At 39.9% G+C, this 19799-nt stretch carries 21 protein-coding genes; 8 read left to right on the top strand and 13 right to left on the bottom strand.

The window, feature by feature from the left end; all coding sequences use genetic code 11:
• Positions 1-65: 65 nt before the first annotated feature.
• Together GWI59_RS15135 and GWI59_RS15140 are read left to right on the top strand one after the other, a co-directional pair.
• Entirely contained in the window at positions 66-800 is a 735-nt protein-coding gene (locus GWI59_RS15135; protein ID WP_161725047.1) for a glycerophosphoryl diester phosphodiesterase, read from the top strand.
• A 304-nt stretch (positions 801-1104) separates the two neighbouring features.
• A complete protein-coding gene (locus GWI59_RS15140; protein WP_161725049.1) occupies positions 1105-2052 on the top strand; it encodes a carbamate kinase family protein in 948 nt (315 codons plus the stop codon).
• Between the two features lie 94 nt (positions 2053-2146).
• On the opposite strand, the gene GWI59_RS15145 is transcribed toward GWI59_RS15140, so the two are convergent.
• Complete coding sequence (locus GWI59_RS15145) at positions 2147-3337, bottom strand: cyanate transporter (protein WP_109848402.1); 1191 nt, start codon at positions 3335-3337, stop codon at positions 2147-2149.
• Between the two features lie 118 nt (positions 3338-3455).
• Positions 3456-4202: a hypothetical protein gene (locus tag GWI59_RS15150; RefSeq protein ID WP_161725051.1), complete on the bottom strand. Its 747-nt coding sequence runs from the start codon at positions 4200-4202 to the stop codon at positions 3456-3458.
• A 140-nt stretch (positions 4203-4342) separates the two neighbouring features.
• Between GWI59_RS15150 and GWI59_RS15155 the strand changes: the two genes are divergently transcribed.
• Positions 4343-4849, top strand: coding sequence for an SMI1/KNR4 family protein (locus GWI59_RS15155; protein ID WP_202608856.1), 507 nt, complete (start codon positions 4343-4345; stop codon positions 4847-4849).
• Positions 4850-4943: 94 nt separating this feature from the next.
• Here GWI59_RS15155 and GWI59_RS17730 read toward each other — a convergent pair whose 3' ends face one another.
• The 11 genes from GWI59_RS17730 to acuI all read right to left on the bottom strand — a co-directional run bounded on the left by GWI59_RS17730 (position 4944) and on the right by acuI (position 14287).
• Entirely contained in the window at positions 4944-5264 is a 321-nt protein-coding gene (locus GWI59_RS17730; protein ID WP_161670775.1) for a DUF3307 domain-containing protein, read from the bottom strand.
• Between the two features lies 1 nt (position 5265).
• Complete coding sequence (locus GWI59_RS15165) at positions 5266-5898, bottom strand: hypothetical protein (RefSeq protein ID WP_109399368.1); 633 nt, start codon at positions 5896-5898, stop codon at positions 5266-5268.
• A 236-nt stretch (positions 5899-6134) separates the two neighbouring features.
• Complete coding sequence (gene fis, locus GWI59_RS15170; protein WP_004245342.1) at positions 6135-6431, bottom strand: DNA-binding transcriptional regulator Fis; 297 nt, start codon at positions 6429-6431, stop codon at positions 6135-6137.
• A gap of 20 nt (positions 6432-6451) precedes the next feature.
• On the bottom strand, positions 6452-7423 hold the full coding sequence (dusB, locus tag GWI59_RS15175; protein WP_072063792.1) for a tRNA dihydrouridine synthase DusB: 972 nt from the start codon (positions 7421-7423) through the stop codon (positions 6452-6454).
• Positions 7424-7744: 321 nt separating this feature from the next.
• Positions 7745-8626 (bottom strand): 50S ribosomal protein L11 methyltransferase, encoded by an 882-nt coding sequence (prmA, locus tag GWI59_RS15180; RefSeq protein WP_006535384.1) that lies wholly within the window; start codon positions 8624-8626, stop codon positions 7745-7747.
• Between the two features lie 23 nt (positions 8627-8649).
• Positions 8650-10095, bottom strand: a complete 1446-nt coding sequence (gene panF, locus GWI59_RS15185; protein WP_072063863.1) for a sodium/pantothenate symporter — start codon at positions 10093-10095, stop codon at positions 8650-8652.
• Positions 10085-10333, bottom strand: coding sequence for a YhdT family protein (locus GWI59_RS15190; RefSeq protein ID WP_072063791.1), 249 nt, complete (start codon positions 10331-10333; stop codon positions 10085-10087). Before GWI59_RS15190 ends, panF begins: the two co-directional genes overlap by 11 nt.
• A gap of 238 nt (positions 10334-10571) precedes the next feature.
• Positions 10572-11921 (bottom strand): acetyl-CoA carboxylase biotin carboxylase subunit, encoded by a 1350-nt coding sequence (gene accC / locus GWI59_RS15195; protein ID WP_006535380.1) that lies wholly within the window; start codon positions 11919-11921, stop codon positions 10572-10574.
• 12 nt (positions 11922-11933) lie between these two features.
• Positions 11934-12404, bottom strand: coding sequence for an acetyl-CoA carboxylase biotin carboxyl carrier protein (gene accB, locus GWI59_RS15200; RefSeq protein WP_072063790.1), 471 nt, complete (start codon positions 12402-12404; stop codon positions 11934-11936).
• A 33-nt stretch (positions 12405-12437) separates the two neighbouring features.
• Positions 12438-12881, bottom strand: a complete 444-nt coding sequence (gene aroQ / locus GWI59_RS15205) for a type II 3-dehydroquinate dehydratase (RefSeq protein ID WP_006535378.1) — start codon at positions 12879-12881, stop codon at positions 12438-12440.
• Positions 12882-13312: 431 nt separating this feature from the next.
• A complete protein-coding gene (gene acuI, locus GWI59_RS15210) occupies positions 13313-14287 on the bottom strand; it encodes an acrylyl-CoA reductase (NADPH) (RefSeq protein ID WP_115065067.1) in 975 nt (324 codons plus the stop codon).
• Between the two features lie 688 nt (positions 14288-14975).
• Here acuI and mreB point away from each other — a divergent pair.
• The 5 genes from mreB (at position 14976) to rng (ending at position 19754) form a co-directional block, all read left to right on the top strand.
• Positions 14976-16019 (top strand): rod shape-determining protein MreB, encoded by a 1044-nt coding sequence (gene mreB / locus GWI59_RS15215; protein WP_023582893.1) that lies wholly within the window; start codon positions 14976-14978, stop codon positions 16017-16019.
• 91 nt (positions 16020-16110) lie between these two features.
• Positions 16111-17154 (top strand): rod shape-determining protein MreC, encoded by a 1044-nt coding sequence (gene mreC / locus GWI59_RS15220; protein ID WP_006535375.1) that lies wholly within the window; start codon positions 16111-16113, stop codon positions 17152-17154.
• A gap of 5 nt (positions 17155-17159) precedes the next feature.
• Positions 17160-17648 carry a rod shape-determining protein MreD gene (mreD, locus tag GWI59_RS15225; RefSeq protein ID WP_006535374.1) on the top strand — a complete coding sequence of 163 codons (489 nt, stop codon included), beginning with the start codon at positions 17160-17162 and terminating at the stop codon, positions 17646-17648.
• A 52-nt stretch (positions 17649-17700) separates the two neighbouring features.
• Entirely contained in the window at positions 17701-18288 is a 588-nt protein-coding gene (locus tag GWI59_RS15230; RefSeq protein ID WP_072063788.1) for a Maf family protein, read from the top strand.
• Entirely contained in the window at positions 18285-19754 is a 1470-nt protein-coding gene (gene rng / locus GWI59_RS15235; RefSeq protein WP_072063787.1) for a ribonuclease G, read from the top strand. The genes GWI59_RS15230 and rng overlap by 4 nt, the downstream gene beginning before the upstream one ends.
• The last annotated feature ends 45 nt before the right edge of the window (positions 19755-19799 follow it).

Genomic DNA, 19799 nt, shown 5'->3' on the forward strand with positions numbered 1-19799 from the left:
ATGACTGTCAAATTGCTGTCATAAATGGTTGTCATGATGTCGGCACAAATGAAAAGGAGAGAGAAATGAAGATAGCTGCTCACCGAGGTTTTTCTGGAAAAGCCCCTGAAAATACATTGGCTGCGTTTAAAATGGCAATTGATTTCGGGTGTGAATGGATTGAAACGGATGTGCAATTAACCGCGGATCATGTTCCTGTGCTTATTCATGATAAAACAGTTAATCGTTGCACAAATGGGCAAGGTGCTGTGCGTTTTCATACCTTAGATGATTTGCATCGTCTTGATGCAGGAAGTTGGTTTAGCTCACTCTATCAAGGTGAGAAAATTCCTTCTTTAAGACAAGGATTGCAATTAATTAAGCGTTCAGGAACAAAGCTTAATATTGAGTTGAAGACATGGCCTGATGATGATGTTGAGCGTTTATGTTTAGCGGTTTCTGATATGATAAAAAGTGCAGATATTCCGAATGAGCAAATTTTATTTTCTTCTTTTGATACGCATGCACTTACTGTTATGAAACGATTCCTGCCTTCTATTCACAGAGGCCAATTATGGGATGAGATCCCTGATAATGCGTTAGAAACACTAAAAGCGATTGATGGTTTTAGTGTGCATTGTAATTACAAGTATCTTACACAAGAACAAGCACAGTTATTAAAACAGGCAGGCTATGAAATTTATTGTTATACCCCGAATAATCCTGAAGAAGTGAAAGATTTTGAGCAATGGGGTGTTGATATGCTAATTACCGATATGCCGGATGTTTATCAACCGGATATTTATGATGTAGCAAAATGAAAAAGAACTAACCATCCCGCTTACTGTATTGAATAAGGTGTTATCGATATGTTTGATGACGCCTTTCCTCCTTTTCCTCCCGTATTTTAAGAGAAACGTTGAGTAATAGATGTTTTATTTACATTCTCTGCTATCATCCTGCGCAATTAATGAATAGATATTGTTTAACACGATAATGTTTATCTCATTAAAAATAAAAATGGGGAAAATGGTTAGCGATATGGCGGCCTTATTAACCCAACCTCTAAGAGTAGAGGTGAGTTATTTCTACTTTAATTGCCAATAATATCATTGAGAGTGAAACATGAAAGAACTCGTTGTTGTTGCCATTGGAGGCAACAGTATTATTAAAGACAATGCAAGCCAGTCTATCGCTCATCAAGAACAAGCAGTACAAGAGGTTGCAGCCCATATTAGTGACATGGTGGCTGAAGGGTATAATATCGTTTTAACTCATGGTAACGGGCCACAAGTAGGGCTTGATTTACGCCGTGCGGAAGTTGCACATGTACAAGAAGGTTTACCATTAACACCATTAGCCAACTGTGTCGCAGATACACAAGGAGGTATTGGTTATTTAATACAACAAGCGTTAACCAATAAGCTTCGTGTTCAACACAATAAACAAGCAATTACCCTTATTACACAAGTTGAAGTAGATAAAAACGATCCCAACTTTGTTTCTCCAACAAAACCTATTGGTGCATTTTTCTCTGAACAAGAGATGGCACAATTAAAGCAAGAAAATCCTCAATGGCATTTTGTTGAAGACTCTGGTCGTGGTTATCGTCGAGTTGTTGCCTCTCCTGTTCCACAGCATGTAATTGAATCTAATGCAATTAAATCATTGTCAGAATGTGGCTATGTTGTTATTGCTGTAGGAGGCGGTGGCATTCCGGTCATTAAAAATGAGCAAGGTAATTACCAAAGTGTTGATGCCGTTATTGATAAAGATCTGTCATCAACGTTACTGGCAAAAGAATTACATGCAGATATTCTGATTATTACAACAGGGGTTGAAAAAGTCTGTATTCATTTCGGCAAGCCAGAACAAAAAGCGTTAGGTGAAACCTCTGTGACAGAAATGACACAATATATGCATGAGGGACATTTTCCTCCAGGCAGTATGCTTCCTAAAATCGAAGCGAGTTTGTCATTTTTAGCTGCGGGTGGAAAAAGAGTGATTATCACAACGCCAGAAAAACTGGCTTCAGCCTTAAAAGGTGAAACAGGAACACATATCGTTGCTTAATCATCTTCATAAGTAGTGTTCGATTATTATCATTGTTCAGCGCCTTATTTGTAAAAAGTAAGGCGCTTATTTTATGTGTATATTTTTATGATGATTAAATAGAATGATTGGCGGGATAGGCTTTTGCGTAATGGCGAGGGTTTAATCGTGCAAATAATCCTATCGTAATAATCACTAAAATGGCATGAAATGCCCATGCATAAGTAAAGCTTCCATCAGGTTGGCGTAATAGCACAGCAACTAATGGGCCAAAAGCGGCAATAATAAAGCCACCACCTTGCATTAAGGCTGACAGAGCACCCGCTTGCGCTGGATCTGGAATATGATCAAGCGCGACAATCATCATCATGGAAAAACATCCTCCTAAGCCACAGCCTAAGAAAATACTCCAAAGATAAGGCGAACTCATGGGGATCGTCATGATTGCGGCAAAACCGATAAATTGGCTTATTAATGTTATTGTAAGCCAAAAACGCCTGTCGTGATTTTTAGCCGCTAAGAAAGGAATAATCAACGCGGCAGAAGCTTGAAAAAGGGAAAGGATAGCGACTAGAGAGCCACTTTGGGCGCTTGGCATTCCTAACGATTGATAGAAAGGTGCTAGCCATGTTACCACTGAAGCATATCCTGCATTAACACAACCAAACCCTAAGATAAGTAACCCTGTTCTAGGACGCCAGATTAAGGTATTGAGTGATATTTTATTGGCAGAGGTGGCGCTATTTTTAATAGAAAAAAGAATAGCAACAAATGCAAAACCAGCAGGAAGTGCAAACCATGCTAAAGCATTTTGCCAATGACCATCAGGGGCGGTAAGAATAGGGGAAAGTTGAGCACCTAGTGCGCCTCCTCCCATTAACATGGCGGAATATAGTCCCATCATGATAGGCGTTCGATTTCCAAACCATCCTTTAATAATGCCAGGAAATACCGCTTGAATATAAGCGACACTTAAACCGCAGAAGAGGGCGGTCAATAATAGCTGATTGCCATCAGAAACATAAGCTCGAGAAAATGAGCCAATAAGAAGCATCAACATTGCGACTAACAGTCCTTTACGTACTTGAATGTAAGACTGTAAGAAAGGAACGACTAATGCCCCTACTCCCATTAAAAGCATAGGTAATAGTGTGAGTAATGAGACTTGGCTATAACTCATTCCTGTTGAGGCAATAATATTGTCAATAACAGGGCCAGGGCCAGTTAAGAAGGGGCGTAAGTTTATCCCCACTAGAATAATAGTGAGGACAATCTGCCATGTTTTTTTTCGTGGTAAGGCAGTCATTGTCATTCCCTGATAAAAATAAATATTACCTACTTTATGGACAATGTTGATATAAACAGATGAGGGATTTTATATCAACATAAATATCATTAGGTATTTTAATTAATCATCACACTATTTAAGCGATGTATTTTAATTTCCACTGTTTAATCTGACTTTTGGGATTAATTAACACAAACTCATAATGTTCAAAATGAGAAAGTACCTTTTTAAATTCCAGAGTTGCTTTATCTAAATCCCACGATTTAGGGAAATAAAAGCCATCAAAAGAAATATTTTCTAATCTTGCAATAAATTGATGAGTAAATTCATCAAATCCCGCATAAGTCAGTGCAATTTTACCTGTCCAATCAATATTAAAAGTATTATTGGATTGGCGTTGGAAAGTGATTTGATGATTTTTACATGCATCATGACCTAATAAGTAAATACTGAAAGCGGGGACCTCTGCTCTTTCTTCATCCTCATCGGTATCACTATCGATTTGAGGGGCAATATCAACATTAAATTGATGATTAATAAAGTTATCAAAATCAAACGGTGTATTTCCTGTGCTGAGCAAAATACCTTGGTCGTCAGACCAATAAGTTGAGGAGAGTGTACAGCAGTGATAATTATCCCAAACGATTTGAGCTTGCCAGTGTGCAAGGCTGGTATATTCTTCCTCATCATTTAATTCATCTTCATCTATATCATCAAGATAATCCTCACCTTCACTTAAATAGTAACTGTTACTTCTAAGGTGCAGATCAAACCAAAGTTGACCGTGTTTATCTAATCGACCAGACCAGACAAACTCTTTGATTGCATGAGGTTTAGGATAAGCACTATCAATAAATGTAATGGTACGTACTGGTGTGGTCATGGTTTGTTTTCTTTTTAATATAGGTTTGTTTACTAGGGTAATAGAGTGATAACTATCAGCATGATTATGATAAAAGTGATACTCACTCTAAAATACCATACATTACACAGTGTAATAGAACTCAAATAAGTGAGATAGTGATGTTAACGGCATTAAATCAGCAACTACCTATTCCTTCTGCAATACATGAAAATGGAAAAGAAGAGAAATGGCCATTAATTGATAACAAATATGCCCTTCCCAACGATTATATTGCGTTTATCACCCAATATGGATCAGGTCAGATAGCTGATTTTATAACGTTATTTAATCCCTTTAGCAAAAATGAGTACATTAATTTTTTTCAGCAAAAAGAGTGGATACTTGAAGATTTCGATTCATTAATCAATGAAGATCCTGATTACTATCCTTTTGTTCTATATCCAAAATGTAATGGGCTTTTACCCATTGGTGTTACTGATAATGGTGATACGCTTTTTTGGGTTGTTTTATCAGAAAATAGTGAGCTTTGGACAATGGCTATTATTCCATCTAGAGGATCAGAGATAGAATTTATTGCAGAAAATCTGACTGGATTTTTAGAGGGAATATTATCAAAACGAATACGTTGCCAGTCGTTCCCTGAGGGATTCCCATTAGAAAAATGATATTTAGCCCAGAAGTTTGATGAGTTATTTTCCTATAGGGAGTTGAGTCACAAAATAGGAAGTAGCAAGTCCTATAAAGATAGATATGCTAAAGCTAATCAGTGTACCTAACATGAAATACTTGATCGGTAATAAACCATTTTAGAGAATTATCAGTATAAGATTTTGCGAGATCGAATAAATAATGAGTGATAGATATAATAAGGCTGTAAACCAAAATAGCATTGAAATTGACTTTTGCCATTACGATCAGAACGATAAATGTGATCCCACCTTGTAGTAATGAATGAAAGTAAAGCTCTTTAGATTTGTAGTGAAGTGAATTCCGCGCTTCTATCCAGCTTTTAGGTTGCAAATAAAAATCAAAAATAATATGAGCAAGGTAAAGAGAAATAAGAAGCGTGAAATTGTACATATCAATAAGCCTTGTTAATTAAATAATTAAAGTATTGAATATATTCATCTATTAACTGATAGTGGCTAGCGTTTAATAATCTAGTAATATTACTTCTCGATTTTTTTAATTCATCAGCAATAGCATAGTGAGATTTATCTTCATTAACCATATATTTAAGTAAAACTTGCGCTTGTGCTCGAGTTATTTCTTTAAGTTGTATATCTAAGTATTTAGTCACTAAAGTAATGTTTTTTTGAAATTCTTTATCTGATGCGGATATTGTTAATATTTCACTTTTCATCTTATCTAATCCTTCACCCGATAAGATAAAGGCCTCACCCGTTGATGTTCTAATATCATTACGTAATGAATTAATTTGACCGATACCAATACTTTGACGAGCACAGATGTCTAGTTCGGACGTTTTCAATGCTAATTGAATGACAATAGCAACTTTAATGGCATCACAAGCGTGTAAGCAAACAAGTTGGAAGGAGTCACCGCGATATCTGTCATATTTAAGTGGTAGTTGTTCTGAGAGTAATTGAACCGTCTGCTCCAAGGTATAGAGCATAACATCATAGTTTTCAGGTGTGATGTTTCTAGAGTTTATGATATCACCTGTAATTACACTTACGATGTCTTTATTCATTAGCTTGCTCTTATCATTTTGTGAGAGAAATAGAATGAGTATAGTGATCTTTTATTCAGTTATTTAATTGAAATACCAAAGAGAATGTTACTATATTTGGTAACATAGTAAAATGTTACCATATTTGGTAACTTAATAATTTATGTTATAGAGCAAGCGTGAAAAATAGGCAACAAAAAAGCCTTTTCTGGAAACCAGAAAAGGCTTTTTATAAAAATAGACCTAACTGACTAGGATCAGTTCATGCCGTATTTTTTCAGTTTCTTACGCAGTGTACCGCGGTTAATGCCCATCATTTGCGCTGCACGCGTTTGGTTGCCACGGGTGTACTGCATTACCATGTCCAACAATGGCTGTTCAACTTCAGCCAATACTAGCTCATATAAGTCATTAACATCTTGACCGTTTAATTGAGCAAAATAGTTCTTCAGTGCTTGTTTAACTGAGTCACGTAAAGGTTTTTGGGTCACCTGATCTTGTGAATTTACGGTGGCAACTGTTAGTACGTCTGAATTTACGCGTTGTTCGAACATAGTTCTGTCAGCTCTTTTATTTATTTACGCAAAAAATTTTCGAAATATGCTTCCAACGCCTCCAGCTGTTCGCTGGCATCCTCTATGGCGTTGAAGGAGCGCCGAAACTGGTCATCAGGGGCATGTTCCTTGAGATACCAAGAGACATGCTTGCGTGCAATGCGAGTTCCTTTGCCTTGACCGTAAAAGTCGTGCAACTCACGCACATGCTTTTGCATTATTTGTTGTACCTCTGCAATCGGCAGAGGGGGCAACAGTTCACCTGTGTCCAGATAGTGCTGGATTTCCCGAAAGATCCAGGGTCTTCCCTGAGCAGCGCGACCGATCATTAAAGCATCGGCTCCAGTGTAGTCTAATACTGCTCTGGCTTTTAGCGGGTCTGTTATGTCTCCATTCGCAATAATGGGAATAGAAACATTCTGCTTAACTGTCCGAATGCTGTCGTATTCGGCTTCCCCTTTGAACAAACACTCGCGTGTACGTCCATGAATAGTAAGAGCCTGAATACCACAACGTTCAGCCAATTTGGCAATCTCTACACAGTTACGTTCATCAGGTGACCAGCCAGTACGGATCTTGAGAGTAACAGGTACATCTACCGCGTTAACCACAGCAGAGAGGATCTCTGCGACAAGGTCAGGATGACGAAGTAGTGCTGAACCCGCTAGCTTTTTATTCACCTTTTTTGCAGGGCAACCCATATTAATGTCGATAATTTGAGCGCCACTATCTGCGTTTATTTTCGCAGCGGCCGCCATATCAACGGGATCACTTCCTGCAATTTGTACGGAGCGGATCCCCAATTCATCACTATGTACCATTCGTAACCGAGACTTGTCAGTCTGCCAAACCTGAGGATTGGAAGAAAGCATTTCAGAAACTGTCATACCCGCACCCATATCATAGCAAAGCGACCGAAAAGGTCGGTCTGTAACGCCAGCCATGGGAGCCGCGATAAGGCAATTTTTTAACTGATACTGTCCGATTCGCATAGATGAAAAGAGGGCCAAACTGTGACTGCAAGGGCGCGTATATTACGCATTTTTTGCCAGATATGAAAGGACAAAGTTTAACCAAATTGCGAAAAAAAGTTACTCATTTATACTTGATTTTTTATAAATTGATTATTTAATTAATAAAAACATAGTGTTATATGTTTTTAAAAAATTAAAATTTGATGATGTAGAATTGATAAACAAGTGGAACTAAGTGGAGTTTATCAGGCAAAAGTGTGATTAATGCCTGATAAACAATAATTAAGTAAAATTTTAACGTAATGAGATTATCTCATTTTGGTTAATATTTGTTCGGTGTTATTTTTTCACACCGGTAATACGGCACCACTCTTCTTTTTCGGCAACAGGATCTAAGTTAAATAGCCCTTCATAGGCAGCAGCTACACCTTCTGCTTGTGTCGCTAACACACCAGAAAGCCCTAGATGTCCACCTTGACGAGGCAATGTACTGATAACAGGTGCAAGTTCACGCAATGGGCCAGCTAAAATATTCGCGACCACAACATCTGCAGTGAGGTTATCAGGCTGGTCTTTTGCAAGATATAATGTGAGGGCGTCAGAAACGCCATTACGTTGCGCGTTATCACGACTTGCTTGGATAGCTTGAGGATCGATATCAATACCAATTGCTTTAGCTGCACCTAATTTTAAGGCTGCAATGGCTAAAATCCCAGAACCACAACCGAAGTCAATAACCGTTTTACCCGCTAAATCTAAACCATCAAGCCACTGAAGGCACAATGAGGTAGTAGGGTGGGTACCTGTACCAAATGCCAGACCAGGGTCTAGCATGACGTTTACAGCGTTAGGATCGGGTACTTCACGCCAGCTTGGGCAAATCCATAAACGTTCGCCAAAACGCATTGGATGGAAGTTATCCATCCATTCACGTTCCCAATCTTTATCTTCGAGTTGTTCAATTTTGTGTAGGAAGCCCTGACCGAGTAATGGCGTGTTTTCTAACATTGCCACAACGATTTTCATGTCAGTTTCTGCATCATATAAACCGATAACGTCAGTATCACCCCAAAGACGAGTTTCACCCGGTAAAGGTTCAAAAATAGGCGTATCGTGACTATCTTGGAAAGTCACTGAAACGGCACCGCTTTCAACTAATTCATCACCAATAGCTTCTGCATTAGCGGCGGTTGCATTAAGTCTTAATTGTATCCAAGGCATAATTTGTCTCTTTAAAAACGAATTCACTGTAATGATGCTGATTGAGGCAGAGTATGCTCTCCAAATCGATTAGCTACAAGAAACGCGGCTAAGCTTAATAACAGTGATGGAATAATAGGATGGAATCCGGCTATTTGGATATTAAATGTCGCTAAGGTGGCATAGAGCGTGGCACCTGTGATCATGCCAGCAATAGCACCATAACGGTTAGCTTTCTCCCAATAAAGCCCAAGAACTAGAGGCCATAAGAAAACGGCTTGTAGGCCACCAAAAGCGAGTAAGTTAAGCCAAATAATCATTGATGGTGGGTTCCATGCGGCAAACAGCAGTAGTACACCTAAAATCAAGGTTGAAAGGCTCGATAAACGAGAGATTCGTTTTTCATTAGTGATCGCATGCGGAGCGATATTGAGATAGAGATCTTTGACCAACGTTGCTGACGATTGTAACAGTTGCGCATTTATCGTCGACATAATGGCAGCCATAGGTGCCGCAAGGAAAATACCAGCTGCAATTGGCGGTAATACTTCAACCATCAATGTTGGAATAACTTGATCAGGAACAGTCAGATCAGGAATGATCGCTCGACCTAATGCACCAGCAAAGTGCATACCAAACATTAATAATGACATCACGATTGTGCCAATAATGATCCCTTTATGCATGGCTTTACTGTCTTTGTAAGAGATGCAACGTACCGCAGTATGTGGTAAGCCAATAACACCAAAACAGACTAGTACCCAGAATGATGCCATAAACGGGCCACTTAAAATCCCATCAGCCCCTTGAGGGGAGGTTAATGCAGGATCGATGGTATTGAGTTTTTGTATCGCAATATCTAATCCACCTGCTTTATAGATAATGGCAAACAGGAGAATAAATGTACCAAGCAGCATGACAAGGCCTTGTAAGGCATCGTTTAATACGCTAGCCCTAAATCCACCAATTGCGGTGTACAGCGCAATCGAGACTCCAAAAATAAGTAAGCCAAACTCATAAGGGATACCAGCTGCGGTTTCTAATAAACGTGCACCGCCGATAAATTGCACTGTCATGGCACCGATAAAAGCGACTAACAGGCTTAAACTGGCAAACCAGACGAGAAAACGGCTTTTATAACGCGCATAGAGCATGTCGTTTAAGGTAACGGCATTATAACGACGCGCTAAAATAGCAAATTTTTTCCCTAAGACCCCCAGAGAAAGCCAAATTGCAGGTAGTTGGATCATCGAAAGCAATACCCAACCAATACCATATTTATAGGCAGCACCCGGCCCACCGATAAAGGAGCTTGCACTAACATAAGTTGCAGTGATAGTCATGGCTAGCACGAAGCCACCCATTGAACGGTTACCCAGAAAATACTCGTTAAGAAACTCGCCTTTCTCGCGTTTGCGATAAGCATAAGCCGACAGCAGAAAGACCAGCAGAAGGTAGCCAATCAGTGGCACTATGACCTCAGTTTGCATCGTCATGCTCATCTCCTAACGGCATATCTTTGAAAAAATAGCGTACCATCAGATAGCACAGCAGAAAAAACAAAACAGGTAGGAATAAGCATGAAAGCTCAAACCAAAGCGGTAAACCAGTAATGCCTTGTGTGTTATCTGGTAAATAGGCGGTAATTAACCAACCCAACAAATATATAAAAGTTAAAATCAGGGCCCAAAGGGCTTCTTTGTGGGCCTGAACAAAACGTTTGTCCATCTGTTCTCCCAATCTTAATAGGGTTAAAAATGAATGGGAGGATTGTACGGGAAAGTGAGTATTGATTCAGTGAAAATTAATCACAAAGTTATAGGCTAGATTTGAGATGTATTTATCTTGTTGTTTTTAAACGTAAATAGGAATAAACGAGGTGCGGGTTTTTAATCAAAAGACGGATCATAGGCAATAAAAAAGGCATAGTGATTAGACTATGCCTTTTCTGGTTAAGTGAAGAAAATTACTTCTCAGCTAAACCTAAACGTTTTTCAAGGTAGTGAATATTTGTACCACCTTTTTGGAAATTCTCATCATTCATAATGAACTGGTGCAGTTCAATATTGGTTTTAATACCATCAATGATAAGTTCCGCCAACGCATTTTTCATACGAGAGATCGCGATTTCACGTGTTTCACCATACGTGATCAATTTACCAATCATTGAATCATAATGAGGTGGAACAGTATAACCTGCGTAAATATGCGATTCCCAACGTACGCCAAATCCACCTGGTGAGTGGAAGCGGGTAATCGTACCTGGGCTTGGCATGAAGGTTTTTGGATCTTCTGCGTTGATACGACATTCAATGGCATGACCATGAACGTTAATTTGATCTTGCGTTACTGATAAAGGTAAGCCAGATGCAATGCGTAACTGTTCTTTGATTAAGTCGATGCCTGTGATCATCTCTGTTACTGGATGTTCAACCTGAATACGGGTGTTCATCTCAATAAAGTAGAATTCACCATTTTCATACAGAAATTCGAATGTACCTGCACCACGATAGCCGATTTCAATACATGCGTTCGCACAGCGTTCGCCGATATTTTTACGGATTTCTGGGGTAATACCCGGTGCTGGTGCCTCTTCAACCACTTTTTGGTGACGACGTTGCATGGAGCAATCACGTTCAGCCAAATAGATTGCATTACCTTGACCATCAGCCATAACTTGAATTTCAACATGGCGTGGATTTTCAAGGTATTTTTCCATGTATACCATGTCGTTGCTAAATGCCGCTTTTGCTTCCGCTCGCGTCATTGTGATGGATTGTTCCAGCTCTTTTTCAGAACGAACAACACGCATACCGCGTCCACCACCGCCACCAGAAGCTTTGATGATAACTGGGTAGCCAATACGTTTAGCAATTTCAATATTTTTTGCAGTGTCGTTACCTAAAGGACCGTCTGATCCTGGTACACAAGGAACACCTGCTTTTTTCATCGCTTCAATAGCAGAAACTTTATCACCCATTAGGCGGATGGTTTCAGCTTTGGGGCCGACAAAAATAAAGCCTGAGCGTTCAACTTGCTCTGCGAAATCAGCATTTTCAGACAGGAAACCGTATCCTGGATGAATGGCTTGTGCGCCACTGATCTCAGCCGCTGCAATAATTGCAGGGATATTTAGGTAACTTTTTGCTGAAGCAGCGGGACCAATACAGATAGTCTCGTCTGCCAGCAGAACGTGTTTTAAATCACGGTCTGCTGTGGAGTGAACGGCAACTGCTTTGATCCCAAGCTCTTTACATGCTCTTAGGATACGCAGTGCTATCTCACCACGGTTGGCAATGAGGATTTTTTCTAGCATGGACCTGCCTCGTTATTCGATAACAAAGAGTGGAGCGTCAAACTCAACGTTGTCGCCATCTTGGCAAAGGATAGATTTAACAACACCCGCTTTGTCAGATTCAATCTGGTTCATCATTTTCATTGCTTCAACGATGCACAGAGTATCGCCTACATTGACTTGCTGACCGACTTCAACAAATTTCTTAGCTTCAGGGCTTGGTGAGCGATAGAACGTTCCGACCATTGGTGAACGAACAACATGACCGCTGATTTCTTGCGTTGGTGTAGCCGCTGGTGTTTCTGGCGCTACGGGCGCAACTGCATTTGCTAATGCAGGTTGAGGAGCCGCTGGTGCCGCAAAATATTGCTGAGGAGCCATTTGACCCTGAATACCAGAGTTACGACTAATACGTACTGACTCTTCACCTTCAGAGATTTCCAGTTCAGAAATGCCAGACTCTTCGACTAGCTCGATCAGTTTTTTAATTTTACGAATATCCATGAGTTGATTCCGTACTCTTTTTGATGTTTTTTATTAAGACAAACGGCTGACCGCTGCCTGTAAAGCAAACCGATAACCTTCTGCACCTAATCCACAGATTACGCCTGTTGCGATATCAGAGAGATATGAATGGTGGCGGAAAGGCTCCCGACTGTAGACATTGGACAGGTGAATTTCAATAAATGGAATATTCACCCCTAATAATGCATCACGCAGTGCAACACTGGTATGCGTGAAAGCTGCAGGGTTGATTAATATATAATCGACATTACCCCGAGCTGCATGAATTTTATTTATCAGCTCAAATTCAGCGTTAGACTGAAAATGACTGAGTTTCACATTTAATGCCTGAGCATCTGCTGACAAACTTTGAACGATATCATCCAGAGTTAAGTGTCCGTAGGTTTCCGGCTCTCTTGTTCCAAGCAGGTTTAGATTCGGACCATTCAGGAGCAAAATATGAAAATTTTCCGACATTATGCTTCTATCTCCGTCAATTCGTCAACGAAATGACAAAATAACCTGTGCTTTTCGTTTTGTCATCTTTTATTGTATCCAATGCTACGATACATATCACAAAGTCCGACATTATAGACATTTCACAGAAGATAACAGCAAAATACTGGTCTAATCAGGGAATGAAGGGTTTATTTTGATGAAAAGTTAAAAGTTTTTACAATATTGTAAACGTGAGAAAGCAAAATAAATAGGTGACTAAAAAATAATCATAACATCACGTTATTTATTGATGTCACTGGAAATCTGAGCTTCTTTGATGCTAGTCATCAATATATGTCATAAATGTGATTCAGATCACAATTTAACATCAGTTCGACACACAAAAGCGCTTATTCTGGCACTAATTAATGCGAATTAATGCCAAAAATAAGCAGACAAAAACGGGAGAATTAGAGTTTTACTAAGGTGCGGCCTGTCACTTGATTATCCATAATCATCTGAGCATAACGTGGAACTTCATCAAGTGTAATCTCTGTCATTGCTTGTTGATAGAACGTTTCTGGTAGTAATTTTAATAAACGTTGCCAAACTTGAGCGCGTTTTTCTGCTGGGAAATAAACAGAATCAACACCTTGTAAACGAACATTACGTAAAATAAAAGGCATGACGGTTGTTGGCAAAGAAAAACCACTCGCTAATCCACAAGCTGCCACTGTGCCGTTATAGTTTGTCTGTGACAAAATATTAGCAAGAATTTGCCCACCTACGGTATCAATTGCACCCGCCCAGCGTTGTTTATCTAAAGCTTTGCCCGCGGATTCAAACTCTTCGCGAGTGATAATATTTTTGGCACCAAGTTTGCGTAAATAGTCATGGTTGCTGGCTCTGCCACTTAATGCAGTAACTTGATAGCCTAATGCTGTTAGCAAACTAATGGCAGTACTTCCTACACCACCACTGGCTCCAGTGACTAAAATATCACCGCTTTCAGGTGTGATACCGCCTTGTTCTAAGGCCATCACACAAAGCATGGCAGTAAAACCCGCAGTTCCAATGATCATGGCATTTTTTAAAGAGAGTCCTTCTGGTACGACGGTTAACCAATCACCTTTTACACCAGCCTTTTGTGCAAGACCTCCCCAGTGATTTTCACCTACTCCCCAGCCAGTTAATAAGACATGTTGACCAATGTGGAAACGAGGATCTTCGGTGTGATGAACAATACCTGAAAAATCGATACCTGGTATCATTGGGAATTGACGCAGAATTTTTCCTTTTCCGGTGATAGCAAGCCCATCTTTATAGTTAAGTGTTGAGTAATGAATATCGACAATAACTTCATGAATAGGCAGCGTTTTTTCATCAATGCTTTGTATGCTGGCACTGAGTTTTTTGTCATTTTGTTCTACTAATAATGCTTTCATTTTGACCCCTCACCGATTTCTATTTGTGTCATGATAGGTGATTTTTTAGATTTCGTCGTGATTGTGGACAATATCTATTGTAATAATGAGACAAATAATCCTTTTTTAGTGTATAAACGGGGAGTTCTACGTTTGTTGAAGCAGAGATTATTCTGAGTTTTATATCTTGGTAATTAGATAACATCGTTAATGGGTTACGATTGGATAAAAATTAGCATTTCTCTTTATTGCTCGAAACAAAGATAATGTATTGCCTTAAAAGTATTCGAGGTGGGTACTTTGGTTGTTATCTCAGTCAACTTTGCCAATGAAATACCATTTAATATCAATAGAGTGATTGAGCTTATATAAATGAATAAATTTTATTTGAACTTGCAACGAGACTTTTGAGTCACAGTTTGGCAACGAAGTGAGATTTTTCTTTATTGATATGAACGTTGTTTGTATTGTTACATAAGTTAAATATGAACGGCGTAGGATCGAAATTATGCGTTAATCGTTCTAATTAGCCCCTTTTTATGCAGTTTTTTTCTGCTCCAATTGGGAAAAGTAACGTAGAATATTGTGCCTTTATGATTATTTACGTGTCCACTTTAATTTAAGTAGTGAATCGCGCCTTGTCGCTGCTTATTGTGGTTGATAGAGTAGACGGATTTTTCCGTCCCGGCTTGCAGGATTATCCTTTCGTATGTTTAAAAAATTTCGTGGCATGTTTTCCAACGATTTGTCTATTGACTTGGGTACCGCCAATACCCTTATTTATGTCAAAGGGCAGGGTATTGTTCTCGATGAACCCTCCGTTGTCGCTATTCGTCAAGATCGCGCTGGCACATCAAAAAGTGTTGCAGCTGTAGGGCATGAAGCGAAACAGATGTTAGGGCGTACACCCGGGAATATCGCTGCTATCCGTCCAATGAAAGACGGTGTGATTGCTGATTTTTATGTAACCGAAAAAATGCTTCAGCACTTCATAAAACAGGTTCATAACAATAGCTTTATGCGTCCAAGTCCTCGCGTATTAGTCTGTGTACCAGTAGGAGCCACTCAAGTAGAGCGCAGAGCTATTCGTGAATCAGCATTAAGTGCGGGGGCGCGTGAAGTGTTCTTAATTGAAGAACCTATGTCTGCGGCAATCGGTGCCGGTTTACCTGTTTCTGAAGCAACAGGTTCAATGGTTGTGGATATCGGTGGTGGTACAACAGAAGTTGCCGTAATTTCATTAAACGGTGTTGTTTACTCTTCTTCTGTTCGTATTGGTGGTGACCGTTTTGATGAAGCGATCATTAACTATGTGCGTCGTAACTACGGTTCACTGATTGGTGAAGCAACCGCAGAACGTATTAAACACGATATCGGTTCAGCTTATCCTTCTGACGAAGTCAATGAGATTGAAGTTCGTGGCCGTAACCTTGCAGAAGGTGTACCTCGTAGCTTTACATTAAACTCCAATGAAATCCTTGAAGCATTACAGGAGCCATTAACAGGTATCGTAAGTGCGGTCATGGTTGCATTAGAGCAATGTCCGCCAGAATTAGCCTCTGATATTTCAGAGCGCGGCATGGTGTTAACAGGCGGTGGTGCATTATTACGTAACTTAGACCGTTTATTAATGGAAGAAACAGGTATTCCTGTGATTGTTGCTGAAGATCCACTGACTTGTGTTGCTCGTGGTGGTGGTAAAGCATTAGAAATGATCGATATGCACGGTGGCGATCTGTTTAGCGAAGATTGAGACTAATTCTAACAAGGGAGAATGGATTCCCCCTTGGTGAGAATATTAACGCCTGTTCTTTTACTTCTCCGTGTGAGTGATCTTAGAGTTTATGAAGCCAATTTTTAGTCGGGGCCCTTCCCTGCAACTAAGATTAATAATCGCCGTGGTTGTCGCTATTTCTTTATTGATTGCTGATAACCGTATTGGTGCATTTTCTAAAGTCCGCCAGTATCTTGATACTGCTGTTAGTCCCTTCTATTTTCTTGCAAATGGCCCACGTCGTTTCCTTGATCAAATTTCAGAAACATTTGCCACACGTGAGCGTTTACAATTTGAGAATCAAGCGTTAAGAAAAGAGCTATTAGTTCGTAGCGGAGAAAGCCAATTACTAGAGCAATTTAAGCAAGAGAACGCCCGTTTACGAGAATTACTTGGTTCACCACTGCGCCAAAATGAACAAATGACAGTAACACAAGTACTGTCTGGTAATAGTACGCCGTATCGAGACCAAGTGGTTATTGATAAAGGAACCAACAATGGCGTCTATGAAGGGCAACCTGTTATTAGTGATAAAGGTGTTGTAGGACAAGTCATTGCCGTAAGTGAGCTTACGAGTCGTGTGCTATTAATATGTGACACTTCTCATGCATTACCTGTACAAGTTTTGCGTAACGATATTCGTGTTATAGCTTCTGGTGCGGGCTGTGCCGATGATTTATTGTTAGAAGCATTACCTGCCAATATTGATATCCGTGTAGGCGATGTTTTAGTGACATCAGGATTGGGGGGGCGTTTCCCTGAAGGATATCCTGTTGGTGTGGTATCTTCAGTTAAAGTAGATAATCAGCGAGCTTATTCCGTGATCAATGTTCGACCTTCAGCAGAGCTACAACGTTTACGCTATTTGCTTTTGTTATGGAATACATCAGATAAAACGGGAGAGCCTCCTCTGCCTTCAGAGGTTTATCACGCGGCGAATGAGCGTTTAATGCAACTGATGCCTCAAGTTTTACCTAATTATGAACAAGCAGGGCCTCCGCTTCCTCGTTCTATGTCTCAAGAGCCGTTAAGTAATACAGCTGAAGAAACTAACGGAACTGTGACGCCAGCGACAAATACGCCAGCCAATACCAATAATACAAGAAGTAGGTAGACACGATGAATCCATATCAAAGTCGTGGGCGTTGGGTTGTTTGGCTCTCTTTTCTTGTCGCATTAGTTTTACAAATTATGCCGTGGCCAGAACAGTTGGAAGTCTATCGACCTATTTGGCCCATGTTATTTCTTATTTATTGGGTAACAGCTATTCCTCACCGTGTCAGTGTCGGAACCGCATTTGTTTTGGGGATGATTATAGATTTAGTCCAAGGAACTACCTTGGGAGTCAATGCATTGGCCTATACTTTAGTGAGTTATGTCATCGCCTTTAAATATCAGCTTTTTTGTAATCTAGCGTTATGGCAACAAGCCTTAGTGGTGATGTTAAGTATTGTCGTTGTCGATCTTGCTGTATTTTGGGCGGAATTTTTACTTTCACCAGTGACTTTTCACCCTCAAGTATTCTGGAATAGTCCAGTCAGTGGTATTCTTTGGCCATGGCTTTATTTTTTGCTTCGCAAAATCCGTCACCAGTTTTTAGTTCACTAATTTATTGGATCATGGCGGTCTCTTTTGCGTTACCGTCATGAGGACATTATCTGTGACCACGCTTTACCTTGCTTCCAGCTCACCAAGAAGACGTGAACTTCTCGCGTTATTAGATGTTGAATTTAGTATTATCACGCCAGCAATTGATGAAATTTGGCAACAAGGTGAAAAACCAGAAGAGTATGTTCTTCGTTTGGCAAAAGAAAAATCACAAGAAGGTGTAAGACAAGCACCTTATGATTATCCCGTTTTGGGCTCTGATACTATTGTGGTTCATGATGGTCATATTCTTGAGAAACCTCGGGATAAATCCCATGCTGCGCAAATCCTACGTTCATTATCAGGCGCAACACATCAAGTGATGACAGCAATTGCTATCTCTAATAGAACACATACCTTGAGTCAATTAGTCGTCACACATGTCACTTTTAGAGAGATGACAGAGAGTGAAATTAGCGCGTATATTGAGTCAGGGGAGCCAATGGATAAAGCTGGCGCTTACGGTATTCAAGGAAAAGGAGGCCGTTTTGTTCAACGGATTGAGGGAAGTTATCATGCTGTTGTCGGATTACCTCTTGTTGAAACCGAAGCCTTGATAACTCAATTTTCGTCTCTAGCTAATGAGAAGGATATTTCATGACAGCAGAGTTATTAGTGAATGTGACGCCATCTGAAACTCGAGTTGCTTATATTCGTGGAGGCATACTTCAAGAAATTCATGTCGAAAGAGAAGCGAAACGAGGTATCGTCGGAAACATCTACAAAGGTCGGGTAAGTCGCGTATTACCCGGGATGCAAGCTGCATTTATTGACATCGGGCTAGATAAAGCCGCTTTTCTACATGCTTCTGATATTATGCCTCACACGGAATGTATCGCAGGTGAAGAGCAGAAAAAGTTTAATGTTCGTGATATTGCGCAACTGGTGCATCAAGGACAAGACTTAATTGTACAAGTGGTTAAAGATCCTTTAGGAACAAAAGGCGCTCGCCTGACCACGGATATTACATTACCTTCTCGCTATTTAGTCTTTATGCCTGGTGCATCTCATGTCGGTGTTTCTCAACGAATTGATAGCGAAGAAGAGCGCGAGCGTTTAAAGCAACTCGTTGAAGAGTATTGCGATGAAAATGGGGGGTTTATTATTCGTACAGCCGCCGAAGGTGTTGGCGAGCATGAAATTAAGCAAGATGCCGCTTTTCTTAAACGCTTGTGGAATAAAATTATTGAGCGTAAGAAAAGAAATAAAACCCGCATTCAAATTTATGGTGAATTAGCTTTAGCGCAGCGTATTTTACGAGATTTTGCTGGCTCTGAATTAGATAGCATACGTGTTGATTCTAAATTAACTTATAATCAACTACAGGAATTTATTGGTGAATACATTCCTGAATTAACCGCTAAACTTGAATTGCACCAAGGGAATCAGCCTATTTTCGATCTCTATGGCGTTGAAAATGAAATTCAACGGGCTTTAGAGCGTAAAGTTGAATTAAAGTCAGGCGGTTACCTCATTATCGATCAAACAGAAGCAATGACGACGATTGATATTAATACGGGAGCTTTTGTTGGTCATCGAAATTTAGAAGAAACCATTTTTAATACTAATATTGAAGCAAGCCAAGCCATTGCTCGTCAATTACGGTTACGTAATTTAGGCGGTATCATTATTATTGACTTTATTGATATGAATAATGATGAACATAAACGCAGAGTATTGGCGTCACTTGAACAAGCGCTAAGTAAAGATAGAGTGAAAACAACGATTAATGGTTTTTCTCAACTTGGCTTAGTGGAAATGACGCGTAAAAGAACGCGGGAAAGCCTCGAGCATGTTCTTTGTGATGATTGCCCAACTTGCCAAGGGCGAGGTACGGTAAAATCAGTTGAAACGGTTTGTTATGAAATCTTGCGTGAAATAGTACGTGTACATAAAACAATTGATGCAGATCGCTTCTTAGTTTATGCCTCTTCAGCAGTTGCAGAAGCCTTAAAAGGCGATGAGTCGCATGCATTAGCTGAGGTTGAAATTTTTGTTGGTAAACAAGTGAAAGTGCAAACTGAGCTACTTTATAGTCAGGAGCAATTTGATGTGGTGATGATGTAATGGATTCGCCTTCCTAATGAATATGATGGCAGAAAGGAGACAAAA

Source organism: Proteus sp. G2673, assembly GCF_009915125.1.
GTDB classification, from domain to species: Bacteria; Pseudomonadota; Gammaproteobacteria; order Enterobacterales; family Enterobacteriaceae; genus Proteus; species Proteus penneri.